14 protein-coding genes are annotated in these 22,933 nt (G+C 32.9%); 5 read left to right on the top strand and 9 right to left on the bottom strand.

What is annotated here, in order from left to right; all coding sequences use genetic code 11:
* Positions 1–84: 84 nt before the first annotated feature.
* Positions 85–1,920, bottom strand: a complete 1,836-nt coding sequence (locus FHR24_RS06720; RefSeq protein WP_167185730.1) for a sulfatase-like hydrolase/transferase — start codon at positions 1,918–1,920, stop codon at positions 85–87.
* Positions 1,921–2,158: 238 nt separating this feature from the next.
* Here FHR24_RS06720 and FHR24_RS06715 point away from each other — a divergent pair, with 238 nt between their 5' ends.
* Positions 2,159–2,839, top strand: coding sequence for a hypothetical protein (locus FHR24_RS06715; protein WP_167185727.1), 681 nt, complete (start codon positions 2,159–2,161; stop codon positions 2,837–2,839).
* A gap of 54 nt (positions 2,840–2,893) precedes the next feature.
* Here the strand turns inward: FHR24_RS06715 and FHR24_RS06710 are convergent, their stop codons facing one another.
* Positions 2,894–3,751 carry a 3-keto-disaccharide hydrolase gene (locus FHR24_RS06710; RefSeq protein WP_243846508.1) on the bottom strand — a complete coding sequence of 286 codons (858 nt, stop codon included), beginning with the start codon at positions 3,749–3,751 and terminating at the stop codon, positions 2,894–2,896.
* Positions 3,752–3,921: 170 nt separating this feature from the next.
* Positions 3,922–4,923 (bottom strand): helix-turn-helix transcriptional regulator, encoded by a 1,002-nt coding sequence (locus FHR24_RS06705; RefSeq protein WP_167185723.1) that lies wholly within the window; start codon positions 4,921–4,923, stop codon positions 3,922–3,924.
* A 308-nt stretch (positions 4,924–5,231) separates the two neighbouring features.
* Between FHR24_RS06705 and FHR24_RS06700 the strand changes: the two genes are divergently transcribed.
* Genes FHR24_RS06700 through FHR24_RS06685 form a run of 4 tightly spaced genes read left to right on the top strand, consistent with a single transcriptional unit; the run spans position 5,232 to position 11,551 of the window.
* Positions 5,232–7,094 carry a 3-keto-disaccharide hydrolase gene (locus FHR24_RS06700; RefSeq protein WP_167185720.1) on the top strand — a complete coding sequence of 621 codons (1,863 nt, stop codon included), beginning with the start codon at positions 5,232–5,234 and terminating at the stop codon, positions 7,092–7,094.
* Positions 7,095–7,105: 11 nt separating this feature from the next.
* Positions 7,106–9,073, top strand: a complete 1,968-nt coding sequence (locus FHR24_RS06695; RefSeq protein ID WP_167185717.1) for a sulfocyanin-like copper-binding protein — start codon at positions 7,106–7,108, stop codon at positions 9,071–9,073.
* Positions 9,074–9,123: 50 nt separating this feature from the next.
* Entirely contained in the window at positions 9,124–10,671 is a 1,548-nt protein-coding gene (locus FHR24_RS06690; RefSeq protein WP_208412294.1) for an arylsulfatase, read from the top strand.
* A gap of 25 nt (positions 10,672–10,696) precedes the next feature.
* Positions 10,697–11,551: a sugar phosphate isomerase/epimerase family protein gene (locus tag FHR24_RS06685; RefSeq protein ID WP_167185714.1), complete on the top strand. Its 855-nt coding sequence runs from the start codon at positions 10,697–10,699 to the stop codon at positions 11,549–11,551.
* Between the two features lie 73 nt (positions 11,552–11,624).
* Here the strand turns inward: FHR24_RS06685 and FHR24_RS06680 are convergent, their stop codons facing one another.
* The 6 genes from FHR24_RS06680 to FHR24_RS06655 form a co-directional block, all read right to left on the bottom strand.
* Entirely contained in the window at positions 11,625–13,160 is a 1,536-nt protein-coding gene (locus FHR24_RS06680) for a sialate O-acetylesterase (protein ID WP_167185711.1), read from the bottom strand.
* Complete coding sequence (locus FHR24_RS06675; protein WP_167185708.1) at positions 13,160–14,572, bottom strand: sialate O-acetylesterase; 1,413 nt, start codon at positions 14,570–14,572, stop codon at positions 13,160–13,162. The genes FHR24_RS06680 and FHR24_RS06675 overlap by 1 nt, the downstream gene beginning before the upstream one ends.
* A gap of 61 nt (positions 14,573–14,633) precedes the next feature.
* Positions 14,634–17,195 carry a WD40/YVTN/BNR-like repeat-containing protein gene (locus tag FHR24_RS06670; protein ID WP_167185705.1) on the bottom strand — a complete coding sequence of 854 codons (2,562 nt, stop codon included), beginning with the start codon at positions 17,193–17,195 and terminating at the stop codon, positions 14,634–14,636.
* An 11-nt stretch (positions 17,196–17,206) separates the two neighbouring features.
* Entirely contained in the window at positions 17,207–18,838 is a 1,632-nt protein-coding gene (locus FHR24_RS06665; protein WP_167185702.1) for a sulfatase-like hydrolase/transferase, read from the bottom strand.
* A 212-nt stretch (positions 18,839–19,050) separates the two neighbouring features.
* A complete protein-coding gene (locus FHR24_RS06660) occupies positions 19,051–20,664 on the bottom strand; it encodes a sulfatase-like hydrolase/transferase (protein WP_167185700.1) in 1,614 nt (537 codons plus the stop codon).
* A gap of 16 nt (positions 20,665–20,680) precedes the next feature.
* Positions 20,681–22,933, bottom strand: a complete 2,253-nt coding sequence (locus tag FHR24_RS06655; protein ID WP_167185697.1) for a family 43 glycosylhydrolase — start codon at positions 22,931–22,933, stop codon at positions 20,681–20,683.

The following is a 22,933-nucleotide window of genomic DNA, read 5'->3' as shown; positions in this document are numbered from 1 at the left end:
TTCCTATATCGTTCCTACATTCAAATAATCCGTGTATAAATACAAAGCCAATTCAATAAGAACTGGCTTTGTATTTATAGCTTCTTAATTTAAATTCAACTTATAATCATGAGCACCTGGAGCAAAATTACTTCTAAAGACTTTTGTTCCTGTCCCCCATTTCTCCCAGTTTATCTCTACACGATTGTCTCCTAAAACAATAGTCAACAACTTGTTCTTCATTTTTTCTGCAATCTTTTTATACTTTTTGTCAAAAGCTATATTTTTTAATTCCTCTGGGTCTTTGGTGGTATGGTACATTGCTGGATCTAAATCTTCCCAAGATGCATTTAGTGCCCACAACATATTTTCTCCTTCTTTTTTAGTAGGTCTTGTTTGCAAAGACAATACATATTCTTTGGTTCTAATATAAGCTCGAGGTCCTGTTACAGCATGGCTTTCTCCTATGATATAATCTCTTACAGGAGCTTTTTTAGCAACTGTTTTTGCTAAATCTATACCATCTAAGTGCTTGTATTCTTTATTTTCTAAATTAGCTCCTGCTGCATTTAATGCTGTTGGGGCAATATCTACAAACTCTGTAAATTCTTTTACAACTTTACCTGCAGGGAATTTATTTTTATCTGATGATACAACAATGATTGGGTTGTGACTATCCCATTCCCAAGGCGTAAATTTAGAAATTGCTCCGTGTTCATTCAACTTCCAACCATGATCTCCACATACATAAATAATCATCCAAGGTTGGTTGTGTTTTTTACTGTAATCCACAAAGTTTTTAACAGATTGCCCCACTAATTGATCTCCATACGCACAAAAAGCATAATAATCCTGAATCATTTTTTGTTGTTCTTCTTTTGTAAAATGATACGAAGGCTTGCTATTTACCTGTCTCTTCATTTGTGCAGCCATAGATCTAAACTCTTCTTGACTAAATTCTGGAACTTTATAAGTATGTTTTTGAAAACGCTTTCTAAAATCAGCGGGTGGCAACACAGGAGTGTGAGGAAAATCAAAACCAATATGAGCAAATACAGGTTTGTTAGGGTTTACTCCTTTAAACTTTAACTTTCCTGCATTAAAAGGTTTGTTTTCGTTCACTAAATACTCATTTAAAAAGTGAGCATAATATCCATCTCTAGTTTTACCGGCTGGTTGTGGACTTACACCAGAAATAATCATCCCTTTGTAAAGAGACTCTTGTTTTCCTTTTTTGTAATGTCTTATCAAGTCGTATTTCTCCGTAACCTCTTTAGCTACATGTTTGTATTTGTCTGTTTGCTCGTTTAGATCCTCAGAAACATACTCAAACTTACCTTCTGGTGTTACAAAAAAGCTCATGTCTTTAATCGGTTTCTGATATGTAACACCATCAATTTCTTTCCACCATCCTCCACCAGAATAGTCTGTTAATCCTTGTTTACCTAAAGCTCTAAAATCAATATCTGTTTGATAAACTTTGTGTGACTTAGTTGTTCCATCGTCTTTTAATCCTTTTAATCTATACCCTAATTTACCAACGTGAAAAGTTTGATATCCTAAACTTGTCAATTGCTCTGGAAAAGATGGTTGCATGTGCTCTGCCTTGTTATTGTGGTATTCAAACTCATAAACACCAGATCTAAATGGGTAACGTCCTTGGTGCATAGCAGCACGAGAAGGAGCACAACCTGTTGCTTGACAATAAGTATTTACAAAAGTAGTCCCTTGTGCTGCCAATGCATCTACATTAGGAGACTCTATATATCCTAACTCACTATTGTCTCTTCCGTGAAGGGCTTGGTTAAAAGTTTTTACAGAATCGTAACGTTGATCATCTGTTACAATCCATAAAATATTGGGTTGCTGTTGCGCTATCACTGCTTTAAAAGCGAATAGAAAAGCAAAGAATGAAATGGATTTAATATTGTTTATTTTCATTGTTATTTATGTTTACTTATTAGTATTTTAATTAATCACTAATTTTAGTCTTTTAATTTAATTAAAACAGAAATTCATTCTCTAAAAAACAATACATATAGTCTACAACAACTTTATTTTTAGTTAAAAAATATCAACTTTACATAGACATATCTAAAAAAAGCATGTAAAAAAGCTAAAACACACTCTGTTTTCAAAAGAAAATTTAAACCTACCTTTGCTAAAAAATAAATCTATTTTGACACAAAAAAATCTACTTCTATTTTTATTTTTAACACCAATTTTATGGTGTTTCTCCGAAATTAAAAAAGATTTTAATTCTAGAGATATTTTCAAAAAAACATCTTTAGACTCAATTGTACCACTATCTAAATTCGATTTTAATTACATAAAATTAAAAACAAAAAAATTAAGAAAACAGGTATCTGTAAATGAAAAACCTTGCAATGAAAACACTAAAATCACCAAAGAATTTATTGCTACATATTTAAGCTCTCAAAAAACAGTGATTGGAGATTATGAATATCTAAATCCAACAAATTATGATGGTTTTTGCCTTAAGCAACACAAAGAATTTAAAAACTATAACTTATTTACTTTTACTTATGATAATGGTACTTGCTGTAGAACACTTTATGTTGCTACTGTTCAAAAAAAATCTTTAGAAATTATCAATATCGGAGTACTTGCATTTTCGGGGAGTGAAAACGGATGGCTTGGAGATAAATATGGAAAATGGATTGGTGAAAATGTACTAGATATGGTTACTGTATCTTATTACGATGATGATTTTGTTGAAGATAATAACAATTCTAGAGTAGACACTACTTGGTCTGTTATCAATATTAACCAGCAAGGAATACTTAAAGAAAATAACTACAAAAGAGTACGATATTTAGAGGGTAGAAAAATGGAATAAAAAAAGGCAGTACTATACAATTACCACCTTTATTTTATCTTTAAAGTTACAACTCTATTCCAGCTCTCTTACCCAAATATTTCTGTAACTAACTGCACTTCCATGGTCTTGTAGTCTAATTGCTTCTTTACCATGTACTTCTTGCCTTGGCCAACCTATATAAGCTACTGCTCCTTGTATAGAAAAATGGTCTTGTATTAAAACTCCGTTATGAAGCACAGTCATAGTAGCTGCTTTCATTCTTTTAGTTCCTTTAAAAACAGGCGGATGGTAAATAATATCATAACTATTCCACGCTCCCGTAGGTACAGAAGGATTTACCAAAGGTGCAGATTGCTTGTAAATAGAACCCACCATACCGTTTACATAAGTTTCATTGTCATTATTATCCAATATCTGAACCTCATACCTAATATCTGTAGCAACACCACTATTTCCTCTTGCTTGCCCTGTTCTTGATTTTATTGCAGGAGGAGATTTCCATTCTACATGCAATTGTATGGCTCCAAATTTGCGTTTGGTAACAATGGTTGCGTTTATTTTTTTTCCTCCTTTAGCTATTGTCATCGTTTTTTCTTCTTTGTCTAGTTTCCAAGTACAAGGAATTTGTTCTTTCTGATTGATCCACTCATCCATATTAGTTCCATCAAACAATACAATAGCATCACTAGGCACCCCATTTTGTCCGTAAGGATCTACTTTTGCCGGAACAGGAGTATAAAACTCTGTTGCTCTATGATCTTTAGGAGATGGCATTCCGTAAAAACTATTTGTTTCCAAAGCTGTTTTTATTTTTTCATCAACCGTATAACTATTATCAAAAGTATGATGTTCTTTTTCGTTATTTTTCTGTTGTGCTTGACCACTATAAAAACCAAAGACTGCTATTATAATTGTTACAAATTGTTTCATTTTTTTTGATTTTAGTATCTATTTTTAAAAACTTCACTATTGATTATCTTTCCATACAAAGCTCTTTTTATAAATTTAAAGAGAGAATATTGGACAAAACATCCCGTGAAATTAAACAATTAAAGCATGTTTTTTGTATGTTACTATTCAGTGAAATATATCACACATACTTATTTTATTTTTTGTTGATATTCTTTAGGAGTACACTTTTCGTATTTTTTAAATATGGTAGAAAAATACTGACTGCTAGAAAAACCACATTTATAAGCTATTTCACTAACCGTAAACTCTTTATTCTCTTTCAATATTGTCTTTGCAACCTCCAATCGTCTAAGAAACAAGTATTTCATAGGAGTTAAATTTGTTAACTTTTTGCAGTGATGTGTTAAACGAGTTACCCCTACTCCTGCGGAATTTGCCATACTTTTTATTGTCCAATCTTTAGACAAATCACTATCTAATTCTTTTAAAAAATAAGCAACACTCCTAGAACTATCGGTTAATGATTCATTTAAAATAACATCACCTGTATCTAACAATTCCAACATTAACACCAACAAATAATTAATCAACACTCTTAACTTAGAAGCACTATTTCCTTTTTTATACGTTTTAATGGCTTGCTCTATATTTTTAAAACAATCCAAAATCTTATCATCTGTTTTCCAAGTTGTTTTTTCATTTTGTCTTAAAATAGTTGTGAGTCTACATAAGTCTTTTGAAGTAAGTGTAATCCAATCTGGCCAAACCCATTCTTCATGAGGTCTTCTTACTCCCAAATCAATAATAAACCAAAAAAACTTTCCCATTCCTATAGTAGGATTGCCAACTCTGTGTACTTCCCAAGGACGAATTACTGTTAAATAATTTGGCATTAACACCATTTCTTTGCCTTCCTGTCCATAGGGCATTGATCCAGATTCTAAAAATTGAAACTCTATTCCTTCGTTCCGATGCCAATCTAATCCCCAATCTTGTGGAATACTCGCATTCCAATAACCAATACTATTTAAACCTATAGTGTCTTCATCCAGTCTATCTCCCGGATATGTAAATCTGCCTAAAGCTTTAAGCTCTACTTTGTTTCTGCGTACCGCATCTGTTAACGACAAACAGGTATCTGCATGGTAAACAATAGCTTCTTCTTTATAAGGCTGTATTTTTTCTAACATAAAACAAACTGAAATAAATCAAACAAAATAATAAGTAGCAATTTAGTTGTTTATTAAACTAAACAATAAGATCAAATGTCTAAAAAAAAGAAGCTTATGGTTTTTAAAAAAGAATAAAAACCAGAAAAACCCTAACAAACGCTGGTATTTCTAAATTGTCTGATTTGTTTCACCGAACTGAAACAAACAATTTAAATAAAAACCTTTGCTACATTTGTAAGTGCCCTATTTGTTTTTTTAGTAGAAAACAAATAATAAAATTTCTTAAAACAGTCATCTAAAAAATTACCTGACTAAAAAAACTCAAAATGAAAAATAAATTATTAATCTATTTATTTCTATCTACCATATTTGCAACTACACATTGTTTTGCACAAGAAGAAAAACTAAAAAAAGAAGAACTAAAACATTCTACTATAGAATTAACCAATTTAAAAGCTTTTAAAAAGAGCAGTAAAAATTGGATGATTACTAAAAATGTATCCATAAACAGAAAAGAAAATAAATTAATCCTATCTAAAAAAGGAAAAGGTGTTTTAACCAACCTTAAAAGGTCTAAAAAAAATCAAAATCTTATTAGCAAACAAGAACATGGAAATATTGAGCTTGAGTTTGATGTAATGTTAAGTAAAGGAGTACAATCCGGTATTTATTTACAAGGAAGGTATAAAGTTTTACTAAACGATAGTTGGAGCAACACTAAAAACTCAATTCAAAATATTGGAAATATAGAACAACAAAAAATGATTACTACACAAAACATGGCAAAAGCTCCTGGTTTGTGGCAACATGTAAAAATTGTATTTCAAGCTCCAAAATTTGATACTGATGGAAATAAAATTAGAAATGCACATTTTGAAGAAATCGTTGTAAACAACAACTTGGTCCTTCAAAACATAGCTATTTTAAAACCTTCGTTAGGTGCTATTTTTACTAAAGAAGTAGCTATGGGGCCTTTGGTTATTCAGGCTACAAATAAAGCCATTGCATTTAAAAATATTCGCTATAAATTAAATACTTTTTCAAGCTTACAGCCAGAAAACATCCTATCAGAAGTTAAAAAATCTCCTAAAGAAATAGAAAACACAGCGAGTCTTTTAGAGCTAAAAACAATTCGTAAAAAAAACGTAAAAACAATATCTCCTTTAACAGATTTAAAAAAGAATGCTAAAAACTTAATTGTATATAGCGGAACTTTTAACATACCTGAAAATGCAGAATATTTATTTACCATGTTTGTTAGTGGAGGTGGTTTTATGAGTATTGGTAATCAAGAAATTTTTAATTTTAACATGTCTAGCTCAGGACATGAAAACACAATTCCTTCTCCTCAAAAAACGACTATACACCTAAAACAAGGAAAAACTCCATTTGTAATAGCCTACAATAAAAACTCTACAAGAAATAGAGCGTTTGAATTGTATGCAGAAGGTGAACACTTACAGCGATATTCTTTGGCAACTTATAAAACGTCTAAAAAAGAGAAAGAAATTAATGATATGCATTTTATTGTTTTAAAACACAAGCCTGATAGAACCGTTGTTCAACGTAGTTTTTTAATGCACAAAGACTACAAAAGAACACATTGTATTTCTGTAGGACATCCACAAAACACTAACTATTCTTACGATTTAGCTGTAGGATCTTTATTACAAATTTGGAATGGTGGTTTTGTAAATGCTACTCATATGTGGTACGGTAGAGGTGCTGGGCAATTGGCTTTTCCCGAAGGAGCTATCATTCCTTTTCATGGCGATGTGGATTTTGCTTTCTTAAAAAATGAAAATAGCATTTGGCCAACTACAATTCCCGAAGGTATTGAGCTGGAACAAAAAGGATATGAGTTTGATGAATTTAAAAACCCAACTTTTCTACGTGAAATTAACGGGGATAAAATAGCCAACAAATTTACGCCTTCAACCTCTGAAAGAAAATTAACTAGAGAAATTACGACCGATTCTAAAAATGGAGTTTGGCATAAAATAACAGAAGCAGATGCTATAGAAATCTTACCTGACGGAACTTATCTTATTTTAAATCAAAATATTTTTATTGATTTTTCTGGTAACAAAAACATCCAACCTATTATTCGCTCTAAAGGAAAAGGAAAAGAATTAATTATAAAAATCCCTTCTGGAAAACAAAAAGTTAACTACGATATTATCTGGTAAAAAATAAAAAGATGAAAAACACATACAAACATATATTCTTATTATTTGTACTTTCTATAAGCCAAATAATAGTAGCTCAAAACAAAAAAAAGACACTTAACAAAGAGCAAGCAGAAAAAGAATCTGAATTTTACAAAATAGTAAACGTTCCTATTCCTGATGATATTGTTTTAGAAGTAGGAGGACTTGCTTTAACGGATGATAATAAATTAGGTGTTGCTACAAGAAGAGGAGAAATTTGGCTAATTGACAAACCAACATCTCCCAAACCGACATACAAATTATTTGCTCAAGGAATGCACGAAACTCTTGGATTGGCATACAAAGACAATAGTTTTTTTGCTAGTCAAAGAGGAGAACTTACACAATATATAGACAAAGATAATGATGGAGAAGCTGATGTTTTAAAAACAATTTACTCTTGGCCTTTATCTGGTAATTACCACGAATATTCTTACGGACCTAAAATAGATAAAGATGGAAATATGTACGTTCACATGAATTGTACCTATGCAGGAAAAGCTTATAGTAAAGCCAAATGGAGAGCTTGGTTATTAAAAATTACACCCGAAGGAAAAATGACTCCTATCGCTACTGGTTTTAGAGGTCCTGTTGGATTTACCATTGCTCCTAATGGTGATTTTTTCTATTCAGAAAATCAAGGAGATTGGATTGGATCTGGTTGGATTACACATGTTGAAAAAGGAGATTTTGTAGGAAACCCTGCAGGACTAATTTGGACAGACGAACCAAATTCTCCTTTAAAACTAAAACCTGAAACTATAAAATCCGACCACCTTTCTATGTACGAATATGCTAAGGAAGTTAAAGAATTAAAAACACCAGCAGTTTGGCTACCTCATACTATTTTAGGAATATCTACTTCTGATATTTTATACGATACCACAGGAGGAAAATTTGGACCTTTTGAAGGACAACAGCTTGTTGGAGACCAAGGACAAAGCAAAATTGTACGTGTGTTTTCAGAAAAAGTAAACGGTGTATATCAAGGTGCAGCTTTTGGTTTTGTAGAAGGTTTTTCATCTGGAATACTAAGAATGGTTTGGGCAAAAGACAATAGTATGTTTGTTGGAATGACAAGTAGAGGCTGGGGTGCAACAGGTAGAAAATCGTATGGATTACAACGTTTGGTATGGACAGGTAAAACTCCTTTTGAAATTAAAACCATGAAAGCTTTAGATGATGGTTTTGAACTGGAATTTACAAAACCTGTAAACAAAAAAATGGCCAAAGACATTGTAAATTACAAAATGGCAACATTTACCTATAAATACCATGAAGAATATGGAAGTCCTATTGTAGATAAAAAAAATGCAATGGTACACAAGGCTGAAGTTTCTAAAGATGGCTTAACGGTAAAACTAACAGTACACGGTATGCGCTTAGGATACATTCATCAATTGGCAATTCCTAATTTAACCTCAACAAACGGAGAGCTATTACTACATAATACGGGTTATTATACGTTAAATCAAGTTCCAGGTGGAGAGTTAAAATCACATCAAATGACCATGCTAATGGAGGGTACTAAAAAATTAGAACAACCCAAGCGTATTACTAAAAAACCTACTAGCTGGAAAAAAATAGATCAAAAAATAACGTTAGGAACCGTACCTGGTTTAAAATTTAATTTAGAAAAAATAGAAATTAAACGAAATCAAAAAATACAATTAACATTAACCAATAATGACGATATGCTGCACAATGTTGTTATTATGAAACCTGGTGTAGATACTCCCGATACGGTAGGGACGATGGCTTTGCAATTAGGCTTAGACGGACCCGAAATGAACTATGTTCCAGATAGTGACTTGGTACTTTTTCATTCAGGAATTGTAGGCCCTGAGAGTAAAGAATCTATCTACTTTACTGCACCTAGTACACCTGGTCAATATTGGATTGTTTGTACATTCCCGGGACACTCATTTACCATGAGAACGAAGCTAATTGTAAAGTAAAAGCTATGTCAAAAACTGCAAATACAATTATACATCTACTATTACTAATAATGTGTTTTCAATTATCCGCTCAAAAAAAAACTAACATCATTTTAATTTTAGCTGATGATCTGGGGTATTCTGACCTAGGTTGTTACGGAGGAGAAGCTAAAACTCCCAACCTAGATAGATTGGCTAAAAACGGAATTAGGCTCAATCAATTTTACAACAATGCAAGGTGTTGTCCTACGCGAGCTGCTCTAGTTACTGGCCTTTACCCACATCAAGCAGGAATAGGTGGCATGGTAGGTAGAGGTGCTAACTTAAGCACCAATGCTGTAACAATTGCTGAAGCATTAAAAACGAATGGTTACGCTACTTATATGACGGGTAAATGGCACTTATCTAGCTCCAGAACAACTGATAAAATAGATGCTTGGCCTAAGCAAAGAGGTTTTGATAAATTTTATGGGAATGTAGCAGGTACAAATTATTTTAATCCAGAATTTTTATTCTACAACAATAAAAAAGTTGATATAAAACCAGAGGATGATTTTTATTACACAAATGCAATTTCAGACTCTACAGTTTCTTTTTTAAATGAACATTTTAAGACAAAAAAGGAAAAGCCATTCTTTTTCTATGTTGCTTATACCGCACCACATTGGCCACTACATGCTTTAGAAGAAACAGTAAAGGATTATGAAGGAGTATATGACAAAGGTTGGAATGTTCTAAGAGCTGAACGATTAGAAAGAATGAAAACAATGGGGCTTATTTCACCCAACGCAAAACTAAGTGAACGAGACAAAGAAGCTCTGGTTTGGGATCACGTAGAAAATAAAAAAATGCAAGCGTTACGAATGCAAATTTTTGCAGCGCAAATTGATTTAATGGATCAAGGGATTGGTAAAATTATAACAAAATTAAAAAAAGAAGGAGAGTTAGAAAACACATTAATTCTATTCTTATCAGACAATGGAGGTTCTAAAGAAACCTACGATATTACCTCTAGTTGGGGAGCTTCTTTAATGCAAGAATCTATTGCCAAAAGAAAAAAATATATAAAAGAGCAGCAATTAAAAGGTGCCGAAGCCCTTATCAATACAGAAATAACTTATGGCCAATCTTGGGCAAACCTGAGTAATGCTCCGTATAGAAAATTCAAAAAATATGGACATCAAGGAGGATCTGCTACTCCATTTATTGCACATTGGCCAAAAGGAATTAAGGGTAAAAACACCATTAAAAATGATATTGCTAGTATTATAGATATTATGCCCACTCTTATAGAAGTTTCTAAAAGCCAATACCCTAAAACGTACAATCAAAATAAAATACAACCTATAGAAGGAACGAGTTTAGTTCCCGTTTTTAAGGGTAAAAAATTAGATCGTGATACTTGGTTTATGGAACATGGTACTAACAAAGCCTATAGAAAAGGAGATTGGAAAATTGTATACTCTAGAGATTTAGAAGATAAGAATTGGGAATTATACAACTTAAAAAACGACCCTACAGAACTAGATAATTTAGCTAAGGAATATCCTAAAAAACTTCAAAAAATGATTCTAAGTTGGGAAAAATGGGCAGTAAGAGTTAAAGTAAAAAGACGATAATTAATAACCTATAAATTTTAAAATTATGGCAATTAAAGTAGGCTGCTTTGCACTAATCAATCCTTTTCAAACATTAGAGCAACAAGTAGATCAAATTAAAGACTGGGGATTTGAATTTGCAGATGTTACAGACAATGCAGACGGAGCTTGTTTGGGTTCTCATTTTGGGTTTAACGCAGTTGCTAGTTTGGATGCAAATGCCTTTGACATCAAACGTTTGTTTGAATCTAGAGGTGTTAAAATTACAAGTGTTTGTGCACACGCAACATTACTTGATGCCACTGCACCTTGGCGTTATGGAACTTCTCAAATTATAAAAGCTGTTAAAATGGCTGCTGCAATTGGTATAAAACACGTAATTACTACCGAGGGAGATGCTCATACAAATTTTGGACACAATCTTTCAGATGCGGAAGCTATCTTTTCTATCAAGGAAAAATTACACGAACCTTTACAAGTAGCAAAAGATTACGGTGTAAAAATACTGTTAGAACCTCATGGAAAATATACAGATTCCGTAAATTATATGGAACGTATTATAGATGCTTGTGATTCTGATGCTTTAGGAATTAATTTAGATACAGGAAACTTATGGCTAGGAGGTGGTGATGCTATTGAAATGATTCAGAAACTAGGAGACAAAATTGAACATGTTCACTGGAAAGATTTACCAGAAGAATATAATGCACAAAGAGGTAAGGTTTTTGGTTGTGGAATGTCTTTAATCCCCTTAGGGTCTGGAGTTATTAATATTGATGAAATTTATAAAGAGCTAGTGAAAATTGGATTTAACGGCTATTCTACTCTTGAAATTGCAGGAGAGGATGCTGTTAAAAAAAGTGCTGCATATCTTAAGCTATTAGAAGCTAAGTATACTTAAGGTATAAAACATAAAAAAGAAAAAGGTTTCTAATAAAACTAGAAACCTTTTTCTTCTTTATGTTAAGTCTATTTTATCTGTTAGCCTTTTCCTTTTGATAAGAAATTCCATGCCAATTATCTGTACGAAATGCTGTTACAGGTAGATTCGTTTTATCATATAAATTTGCATCTGGATTGTTAGCCCACGCAAAACGTACCGCTACAGGATTCTCTATTTCATTCGCAAAAACTTCTACTTTATTTTTTCCGATAATTTTGGCCTTTGCAAATACAAATTTTTGATCTTTTCCAGCAATTGTAAATCCTTTTACTGTAGAAACATCAAAAGCATATAATTTAGAAGATACATCTTTAAAGGTAATCGTTATTTTATTCCCCTTAACTTTCATAGACTCATAACTAGGACTATTTGCTTTTATTTTATAATTATAATCTTTAGACAAAGCATGTAACACCAATCTATTTGCTGAACTTTGTTTGTCTTTAAAATGAATATTATTTCCTTCTCCTAAATCATACACAACTGCTTCTGCTGTATTAGGAAGTTTTAACGTCATGGTTTGTGCTTCTCTCATTTCTGCCCAATAACTTTGTTCTGGAGCTGTTGGTTTTGTTTTCATTCCTGCAACTTGAATCCAATAAAAAGAAAAATCTCCTTGTCCCCATAATTCTCTCCACGTATTAATTAGCAATGGAAACATTCTACGATATTGATATGAACGACCTAAATTAGTTTCTCCCTGACACCAAATAGCCCCTTTAATTCCGTAACCCAAAATAGGATGTACCATATAATTAAAACCATTGGCAGGTGTATTTTGGCCAATTCTATGATCTCTTACAGGACTCATATTCTTCCCTTTTTTACCTGATTTAACCCATACCTCATAAGCTTTGGTTTCTTTTTTTAAAGTTTTATCCGTAAAATTAGACATACGCTCATCCCATTGCGATAACATTTCGGTATATGTTCCTGCTGCATCCATAGCTTCTCTAGGAATCCATGTTTCTAAAGCTGATGCTCCCCAAGCCACATTAATCAAACCAATAGGCACTCCTAAAACTTGATGTAATCTTCGTCCAAAAAAGTAACCATTTGCAGAAAAACTTCCCACATTTTCTGGTGAGCATTTTTCCCATTGTGCATCTAAATCATATTGTTTGGTAAGACTGCCTTGTAAAGGAGCTTTTAACAATCTTATATTGGGATAATTTGCCGATGCTATTTCTAAATCAGCATAGGTGGTACCTCCTACTTTCCACCCCATATTAGATTGTCCTGAACACAACCAAACTTCACCTATTAAAACATCATTTAATTCTATTTTATTATCCCCTTGTACAATTAATTTGTAAGGACCACCCGCTTTCATTTTATCCAATCTTATTTTCCAATAGCCATTTTTATCTGCTTTAGTTTGATGGGATTGTCCTGCTATAGAAACCATAATTTTCTCCCCTTTTTGAGCTGTTCCCCAAATAGGATTGTTGTTATTTCTTTGCAATACCATATGATCACTAAAGAATTTAGGCAAAACAACTTCTGCTTTAACAGTTGTAATTCCTAAAACAACAACTAGAACTTGTACTATTTTAATGTAATTCATTAATTTTTATTTTTAAAAACAGTATCCCAATCTTCTGTAGTAAAGCTTGATGCTGGCAGACCTGCGGTATTAAACAAACTTCCTTCTATATAACTTTTCCATCCGTAACGAACGTTTTTAGGGTTTTGAATTTTATCACTCCAAACTTCCAAAACACTTCCTCTAGTAGTAATTTTAGCTTTTGCAGAATGATAAACACCATCTGCACCCGAAATCTCAAAATCTATCAATTCTTTTCCCATACTTGTAATTCCTAAAGAAGCTTGACTAAATTCTACTAAGAGTTTAGCTCCTTTAACTTTCATAGACTTGTAAATAGGTCCAGAATAAGCAATTCCTTCTACTCCATAATCTTTAGCCAAAGCCCACAAAGCCAAACGCTGACCAACTTCTTTCTTTTTAGGAGGATGGATTCTTGTTTTATAACCTATATCATTAATAACAGCCATTCCAGAATTAGGAACTGTTAACATTGTTTTTAACTGAGCTTGTTGTACACCAACCCAACCTTCTAATTTATTTCCATAAGGAGCTAACTGTACAAAATAAAATGGAAATGCTCCTTGTTTCCAATTACTTCTCCAACTTTTAATCATCGCAGGAAATAATCTTGAATATTGCTCCGGATTCCATCTATTTCCTTCTCCCTGATACCAAATAGCACCTTTTATAGTATAAGGAATTAAGGGGTGAATCATTCCATTATATAAAACGGTTGCTGTTTTGGTATTTTCCTTTTTTATAAAATCTTTTTTTAACTCAGGAAACTCAGCCTCAATCGTTTCTATAGGAGTCCAAGCTTGTGCTGGAGTTCCACCAACGTTGCTAGAAATTAACCCCACAGGTACATTTAAATATTTTTGCAATCTTAATCCAAAAGAATATCCTACAGCACTAAAATTAGCCACTGTTTTAGGAGAAGACACTTCCCAACTTCCTTTGCAACTATCTAAAGGTTCTCTACTTACAGCTTTTTCTACTGTAAAAAACCTAATATTTTTATTTGTACTATTTAAAATTAAATCGTTACTATCTTCTATATGTTGTCCTGGTCCTCCTTTTAAAGACATAGCCATGTTAGATTGTCCAGTACAAATCCAAACTTCGCCTAGTAAGATATCTTCTAAAATTATTTGCTCAGAACCTTTTGCTGCTAGCGTATAAGGCCCCCCTGCATTGTCTGTCTTTAGTTTTGTTTTCCAAATTCCTTTTTTATCCGTTTTCACTTTGGCTTCTGCCCCCCAACTTCCTGTAACCTCAACAGTTGAGTTTGGCTTGTCGGTTCCCCAAATATTAATTTCTGTATTTCTTTGCAAAACCATATGATGGTTAAAAATACTTGCAAATTTTGTTTGTGCCTTTGATACAAATATTGAGGAAAACAAAATTAATGACATTAATAACTTCTTCATTTTGATAGATTTAATTTATTTTTTAACATATATCGTAACTAATACTTAAACATTGATGCTCTTATTTTTTTGACCACCCTTTTTTAGTTCCTTTTAAATAACCAATAAACCAACCACTTCCTTTTTGTGATGCCCAAAAAACATCTTCTCTGTATGGATCTGGTTTTAAATCAACAATTCTATCTTGTTGCCCCAAACCTTTATTGATTTTATTCCACGTTTTACCTGCATCAAAAGAAACATAGGCTCCTGGATTTAATTGCGCTTTTTTATTTTTTGTTTTAGGTGGTAAGGGTACAGAAACCGTAATTATTTTTGAATTTATTGGAGACGTTTCACATTGCCACACATAAGGCATCTCAAATATTCTTGTCCAAGATTCACCGTTATTTTCACTTTTCCAAACCCCTCCTCCTTTATCTGTAGCTTCTTCGTTTCCACAAGAAATAAATAAAGATTTTGTATTCCTATCCATAAACACATTGTTTACATTTTGTATTTCTGATGGAATTTTCATCTTTTCCCAATTTTTTCCTTGATTGGTTGTTTTGTACAAACCTCCACTATTATCATTTACTGCAGCATATAAATTTGTTGAATTATTTACGTCAAAAATAATTCTACGCACACTTGCTTTTTCATGTAAACCTGTGTTACTTAATTCCCACGTATAACCTCCATCAAAAGAACGGTAAAAACCAAAATCTCCTTTGGTTAGTTTTTTAGCATAAGGTCCTGCAACTTGCGATATTGGTTTACGAGTTGCACAGAAATACATGTTTTCGGGGTGTACAGGATCTATTATCAAAGAGTTCTGAAAAATCAATCGCATGTGTTGTGGCACATCAGCATCAAAAATAGTCGCAATGTTTTCCCATGTTTTTCCTGCATCTACAGATTTACGCAACATTCCTCTATTCTCTTGTCTGTACGACATAAAATAAATAATGTTTGGGTTGTTTGGATGCACTGCCATCGCTCCAGGAGAATGAGACCCTCCGTGACGAATTTGTCCATCAATTTGCGTGACAGCTACCGCCATTTTATCTGGATGATTTCCTAAAGGTGCTGTTTGCCATAAACCATGTTCTCCACTTCCTAAAAGATATCTGTCTTTTATTCCTGTTTCTAATAACATATTTCTACCTGGTAAATTACTATCTCCACGTCCTACCCAATTTTTACTACCAGGAGCCGTTTCATCATCGTCTATTTGTTGCCAACTGTTCCCTCCATCTTTTGATTGTAAAACTTGTTGATCTAAACAGATGTACGCTGTTCCATCTACACTTAATTCTAAGAAACGATTTCCCCAAGATTCTTCTCTTCTATCCATTTCGGGTTGCATGTGTGCAAATTTTGTATTGGTGTTTAAAGAATTATTTCTTGATTCCCAGTACGTATTGTCTTTTCCATCAATCCAATATTTACCTGCTCTTGCTACCGCTTTCCATGTTTTACCTCCGTCGTTAGATTTCCATGCACCACCTGGTAAAAAAGACTTGTCGTGTTTGTTGTTATGCGAAATATAAATTTCATTTTTATTGGTTGGATTTACTTGAATTCTGTGCCAAACATCCAATACTTCATTTGGTAGTTCAGGATGTATTTGTTTGATTTTTTTTGCACTGGTTTGAAACCAAAAAGCTATTGAATTCCAATATTTATTTTGCAATCCTTTGCTGGTTATTTTAGTCATATCAACCGCTAAGTTTCCTGTAATATTTTGCCAACTTTTACCACTATCTGTACTCTTGTAAATTCCTCCTTTAGTAGTTACTGTTTTTCCGTTTGCTACAAAAGCTGTTTGATCTACCAAATACAGAACAAATTCCTTAGATTTTTCATCAAAAAAAGCATCTATGTCTCTAGGTCTATTTACAGGCAATCCTTTACCGCTAGCCTCCCAAGTTTTTCCTTGATTGGTACTTCTAAATACTCCTTGATTGGTAGCAGCTATTAAAATTTTAGAATTGGTTGGATGTACGATAATTCTACCAATATCAATTTTTTCAAAATCTCCTATTTTAAACTTTTCCCAAGTAGTTCCTTTATCAGTACTTCTGTAAATTACATTGTTGTACAATTTACCTACTTGTCCATTTTGATGTCTCCAATTCTTTTTTACATTCCAAAAATCACCTATACCTATATACCAGTTTCTATCATTAGACGGATCTACTGTAATTTCTGAATAACGACCTTTAAAAGAAGTAATTGCTTTCCATGATTTTCCAGTATCAGTTGTTTTATACAATTGTCCACTGCCAGAAATAGCAAATCCAAAATCTGGATTTTGATGAGAGAATTCAAACTTTCTAATTCTCCCCATATCTTTACCTGTACCATCTACATCTTTAACGGTATGCCAACTTTTCCCACCATCCCAAGTACCATAAGTATTGTACATATCTGGAGACATCATCATTACATTTTTTTGGGTAGGATGACACCAAAACTCTTCACAGTACCCAGACATTCCCGGCCCCACTTGTTGCCATTGTACTAAATCTGTAGAAGTAACTTGTTTGTTATTAAGAGATTTAAAATATTTTTTATTTAGTTGAGCATTTGTGTTAATACTACACAAGGCAGCAATAACTAAAACTACGATTCTATTCATTTTATATCGATTTATTTTTTTAATGTTAAAGGAGCTACTTTTTCTGGTTTTACAGGAGCATCATGTGCTGTTGCATGTAAATTAAATCTAGGTAGTATTTTTTCTAATTCCTTTTTTTCTTGTTTTAATTTATTGTTGGCCATACTCCAATCTTTAACTTCTGGAAAACTAATTAGATCTTTTGGATTCTTAGTAACATCATATATTTTGTTTCTTCCATCAATCAACACATTATTACCTCTAATCAACTGTTTATCTTTGCTATAAGAATAAATCCAAGGTCTATGTTCTTTTTGATTTGTGGTTAAAAACGGAATCATACTTTCTCCATTTATCTCGTAATCTGTTGGGATTTCTACACCTGCTATATCTGCAATTGTAGGCAATACATCCGCTAAATTTACCAATACATCTTGCTCTCCTTTTTTAGTCATGTTTAAATAAGGAGCATAAATCATAAAAGGCACATGAGTTCCTTTTTGAGCATCAATACTTCCTTTACCGTATCCACTTGTTCCGTTATCTGCACAAAAAATAAAAATAGTATTGTCTTCTATCCCTAATTCCTTCATTTTATTTAGATACAGCCAAACCTGATAATCTAAATAATTAATATGATTGTGAATTCCTCCTTTGGTTACCGTTCCATGCGTGTTATAATTACCCGCATCTCCTGTAACATTAGGTTGCGTTCTTATATATTTTCCGTTTTTCCAAGTAACAATTGGAGTACCAGGCCATTTATTTCTGGTTTTTTTATTAATATCACTACTAAAAAAATCCCATCCATCATGTCCTAAATGAGAGGTGTGATATATAAAAAATGGTTTATCTTCTCTTTTCTTTCTGGTCATAAAATCAAAAATAAAATCTAACTCTACATCTGGACCGTACGTATTTAATCCATAAGACTTTTTTGATTCTTTTGTATTAGGCCAATATTGAAATTGTTTTTTAGAATTTGGATGATTCATTAATTGTACATGAGGTTTCCAATACCATCCAAATTGTTGGTAATAATCTACTTCAACACCGGTGTCTTCGTTAACTAATACTCTTTTTCCATTTATTTTTTTCTGCACAATTTTAAAATCTGTAAACGGGTTTTTTATTCCAGACTTTAAACCTTCTCCAGGTGTAAAACAAGCTTCATCAAATCCAAAGTTTTCTACTCCTGGCATTTGAGTTTTACCAGCCCAATAGGTTGCATAACCACCTGCTTTAGCAACACGTCCAATAGTATATGGAGAAGTTACGTACAAGGGAACATTTTTTTGTTTCTTTCCATTTTCATCTATCCACTTACCTTTATCGCTATTGTGCCACCATTTGTGCTTGTGAGCATAACGTCCTGTCATCATCATGGCACGACTTGGTCCACATATAGTAGATGCCCAAACTGTTTTTATATAAACACCGTCATTTGCTAACTGATCTAGAACAGGTGTCTTTGCTCGGTATTGCACATCCTTAGTATCTCCTCCTTGTGGTGCTTTACTCCAAGTGGATGATCCATAAAACGGAAGTTCTCTAGCACTAATATCATCTGCAAACAAAAGGATAATATTCGGTTTTTTTTGTGCTTGTATAGTTGTTAACATTATTAAAAAACTTGCTAACAACAATTTTATCATCTTATTCATCTGTTATTTATTTAAAGTAATGGTTTAACTTATTTAATTTGAATAAGCTATAATACTCCATAAATTTGCCTACAGATATACTATATGATTTTTTATATATAAGCAATGGTTAAAAACAAAGACTCTAACACGTTATATAGTTATTTATATATGTAAAAAGCTCTCTTTAAAATTTAAAGAGAGCTTTTTGTAACACAAATCTATTTTACTTTTTATTTTAATTTCAAAGGAGCTACTTTTCCATAACCGCCTTTAGGTGCATCGTGCTGTGTTGCGTGTAAATCGTAGTTTGGTAAAATTTTATTTAACTGATCTCTTTCATTTCTATGTGCTTGAGAAACCTTGCTCCAGTCTGTAATTACAGGAAAACTAATTAAATCGTCTGGTGTTTTACTAACATCATACCACTTTCCGTTTCCTCCTTTTAAGACTAGATTTCCACGAATAATGGTTTTATCCATATGATACCCGTAAATCCATTCTCTATGTTGTTTTTGATTGGTTGTTAAAAAAGGAAGTAAACTTTTTCCGTTAATTTCATAAGAATCTGGAATTTTAACTCCACCTATATCTGCAATAGTAGGTAAAATGTCAGAAATATTAGCCAATACATCTTGTTTTCCTTGTTTGGTCATCTTTAATACAGGAGCGTAAATAATTAAAGGAACATGAGTTCCTCTTTGAGAAACAGGAATAGATTTTCCGTATCCACTAGTCGCATTGTCTGCACAAAAAATAAAAATGGTATTGTCTTCAATCCCCAATTCTTTAAACTTATTCATGTATTGCCAAACTTGGTAATCTAAATAATTTACGTGGTGATGAATTCCTTGTTCTGTAATAGAGTTGTGTGTATCATACACTCCATTATCTCCCGTAATATTAGGTTCTTGTCTGGTATATTTTTTTCCATCCCAATTAATTTTTGGAGTTCCTGGCCATTTATTGTTAGATTCTGGGTGAAAAAAATCAAAAGCATCGTGTCCTAAGTGACTGGTGTGGTAAATAAAGAAAGGTTCATCTTTTTTTGATTTTCTTTCCATAAATTCAAAAACATAATCCAATTCCACATCAGGTCCATAGGTATTTAACCCAAACTCTTTTTTCGATTTTTTATCGTTTGGCCACCATTCAAACTGCTCTTTGTTATCTGGGTGATTCATTAACTGTACATGAGGTTTCCAATACCAACCAGACTGCACATATGATTTAAACTCTAAGGGTTTGTTAGTGTCTGCATTAAATATTTTTTTCTTTCCATCTACTTTTCTAGTTTCTAATCTAAAATCTGTGGTATGAATGGCTTTGTTATAAGATCCTTCTCCTGGTGTAAAACATCCTTCATCAAACGGAAATCCTTCAATATTCATTTGTGTTTTTCCTGCCCAATATGATGCATACCCTCCCTTTTTTGCTATGTGTGCAATGGTATATGGAGAACTCTCAAACAAATCCCAACTTCCTTTTCCATTAGGAGCTTTTCCTTTGTCTTTATTATGCCACCATTTGTGCAAATGCGCATAGCGACCTGTCATCATCATAGCACGACTGGGGCCACAAATAGTTGCAGCAAACGTAGTTCCTATAAAACATCCTTCTTCTGCTATTTTGCTTAATACTGGCGTAAAGGCTCGGTGTTTTTCATTAGAAGTATTAATTCCCTTTCCTCCACTTTTTATAGGTCTAGACCATACTGTAGAACCGTAAACAGGCAGTTCTCGGGCACTAATATCATCTGCAAAAAGCACCACTATATTGGGCTTTTTTTGTGCATTAACACTTATAGCTATTAATAGCACAAGTACAAGTTTGATTAACTTATTCATTTTATTTATTCTTATTTTACTTAATTATTATTTCTTCTATTGTCCAGTTTCCAGAATTAACACCTACTGCTGGCTGAATACCTACTTGCATAATTTTATCTTTAATGTGTTTGAATTTAGATAAGTCTACAGTATAGCTTTTAAAATCTACATCATTAGCGGTAATAGGTACAGAAATCCACTGCTCTTTCTCCCAGTTTACTGGCTCTGTATTTGACCAAAAATTGCCACCTTTATCTCTAGAATACAAGGCTATTTTAAGTTCTTTAGAAGCAGTATTATTTTTAATATTGATGGTTATTTTAGAACATAATTTAGATGCAGTATACAACCAAGGTGCACTTGTAATCATCGCTGATGGATTGTTTATGTCACCTTTAATTTTTCCGGCTATAAAAACCAAATTAGTTCCCTTATTAGCTTGCCACCCCATGGTACTGTTTATAAACTTAAACGGTCTTCCTGGTGCAGGATACATGGTATCATCCTTTGGAATTAAAATAGTATCATCTGCATTAAAGAATACGGGCTTTAAACTTGCTCCTCTGTAAAAAGCACTTATATCATGATTTTCTTGCAACACATATTTTTGTCCATGCCAGTCAAAAAAACTAGTGTGTCCACCGCTTAAAAAAGCACCTTTATACTCATAAGGCCCATATAATTTTTTGGACATTGCATAGCGACTTCCAAACACTAAATAATACCAATCGTTTCTCTTAAATAAAGTAGGCTTGTCTTCTGATAAAAACTTTTTTCCGTCTTTAAAAATTTTAATTGCTTTAGGTTTTGTTTCTAAAGACTTCATATCCTTAGCCAATGTTGCCATATAATACGTACCCGAACCAAAGCATATGGTATATTCATTATTTTCTATATAAATTTCTGGATCGTAAGGATGCACAGGTACAATTCCTTTAGGCAACAAAGGTTTTCCTAATAAATCTTTGTATTCTCCTGTAATTTTATCGGCCACCATAACGCCCGTATCTATATTTCTGTTGGAAAAAAACCAATAGTATTTTCCGTCTCTTTCTGTAATGTCACCTGCCCAACAATTGGGTTGATTTCCTATATAAGTATCAGCAGGATTCATATTTCTGTGATGAGTCCATATTTTTAAATCTACAGTAGACCAAACTTCCCAACGATCCATTCTAAAAGAACCTTTACCTTCCCAAGATTCATCGTGACCACAAACAGCAAAAACGGTATCATTTTGAACCCATACATGTGGATCTGCCATTCCGTGTTCTGGAACAATAACATCTACACTAATTGCATCGGGGTTTATTCCAGAAGCTGCTTTAGAACGTCTTAACAATTCGTTTCGTATGTCTTTAGCTCTTTTAGCAAAAGCCAATTCATTCTTTTTTTCAACTTCAGGATAATTGGTTCCATTACTTGCTATGTCGTTTAAAGAAACTCCATAATTTCCTAATAAAGCCCAGTAGGTAGCACTATCAGAATCGTCTACTCTATTTTTTTTGAACTTCCCTTCTGCAAAAATTTTTCCTAATTCGCTGGATTTAAATAAATCGTAATAGGCTTTTCCTTTTTGAGCAGGTTCTACAATACCGTATTGTCCAATTCCGCCACATTCGTAAAACTTAATGGTTCCGTCTAAAGCTCTTTGTTTCATATAGTGGCATGCAGTTCCATCAGCAAAACAATTGTGTGTATGTTCTGGATTTTCTTTGGTTCCTACATAAAAATTAGAACTCGTCCAATGACTGATAAATCTAATTTTATTTAAGACATCTCTTCTTTTATGTTGGATACAATAACTTACCAAGATTGCTTGTTCCGTTAAAGGACCATAGCACAGTACATTAATTATCTGGTCACTTTTATCTACCTCCTTAAACAAGGCTTTAATACTTGGATACTTTTTTAAAGAATAATCTATAGCGGGTGAAAAACTTTTTCCCATTCCCTTGATAGAAGACTCCATAAACGAAATTTCCTTTTGATAACCACCAATGTATTTGTTCAAATTAGGCAAATCTGCTTTGTAAGCTTTACCATAAGTTTCAATTGCCCACTCTTTTTGATCTGACGTATTTTTGTTCCAAGGATGTGTGGTACTTCCCAACACAATAGCACGAGTATCAAACCTATTAGCCATTAACAAGTAACTTGCAATTGCAGAAATATCATCAGGATCGTTAATATTTTTTCCTCCATCACTAATTAACCAAACAACTGGTTTTTGTGCCATTACTGTTAAGGAAAGAATCCAAAATAGTAACGTGAATTTGTTTTTCAT

Origin of the sequence: Wenyingzhuangia heitensis (genome assembly GCF_011762155.1) — a bacterium.
Lineage (GTDB): Bacteria > Bacteroidota > Bacteroidia > Flavobacteriales > Flavobacteriaceae > Wenyingzhuangia > Wenyingzhuangia heitensis.
The sequence above is the reverse complement of the archived record's forward strand: the minus strand, read 5'-3'. Positions and strand labels throughout refer to the sequence as shown.

Bases quoted from the DNA above. Each gene is read 5' to 3' on its own strand.
- FHR24_RS06720 (WP_167185730.1), bottom strand. From the start codon at position 1,920: ATGAAAATAAACAATATTAAATCCATTTCATTCTTTGCTTTTCTATTC.
- FHR24_RS06710 (WP_243846508.1), bottom strand. From the start codon at position 3,751: ATGAAACAATTTGTAACAATTATAATAGCAGTCTTTGGTTTTTATAGT.
- FHR24_RS06705 (WP_167185723.1), bottom strand. From the start codon at position 4,923: ATGTTAGAAAAAATACAGCCTTATAAAGAAGAAGCTATTGTTTACCAT.
- FHR24_RS06700 (WP_167185720.1), top strand. From the start codon at position 5,232: ATGAAAAATAAATTATTAATCTATTTATTTCTATCTACCATATTTGCA.
- FHR24_RS06695 (WP_167185717.1), top strand. From the start codon at position 7,106: ATGAAAAACACATACAAACATATATTCTTATTATTTGTACTTTCTATA.
- FHR24_RS06690 (WP_208412294.1), top strand. From the start codon at position 9,124: ATGTGTTTTCAATTATCCGCTCAAAAAAAAACTAACATCATTTTAATT.
- FHR24_RS06685 (WP_167185714.1), top strand. From the start codon at position 10,697: ATGGCAATTAAAGTAGGCTGCTTTGCACTAATCAATCCTTTTCAAACA.
- FHR24_RS06680 (WP_167185711.1), bottom strand. From the start codon at position 13,160: ATGAATTACATTAAAATAGTACAAGTTCTAGTTGTTGTTTTAGGAATT.
- FHR24_RS06675 (WP_167185708.1), bottom strand. From the start codon at position 14,572: ATGAAGAAGTTATTAATGTCATTAATTTTGTTTTCCTCAATATTTGTA.
- FHR24_RS06670 (WP_167185705.1), bottom strand. From the start codon at position 17,195: ATGAATAGAATCGTAGTTTTAGTTATTGCTGCCTTGTGTAGTATTAAC.
- FHR24_RS06665 (WP_167185702.1), bottom strand. From the start codon at position 18,838: ATGAATAAGATGATAAAATTGTTGTTAGCAAGTTTTTTAATAATGTTA.
- FHR24_RS06660 (WP_167185700.1), bottom strand. From the start codon at position 20,664: ATGAATAAGTTAATCAAACTTGTACTTGTGCTATTAATAGCTATAAGT.
- FHR24_RS06655 (WP_167185697.1), bottom strand. From the start codon at position 22,933: ATGAAAAACAAATTCACGTTACTATTTTGGATTCTTTCCTTAACAGTA.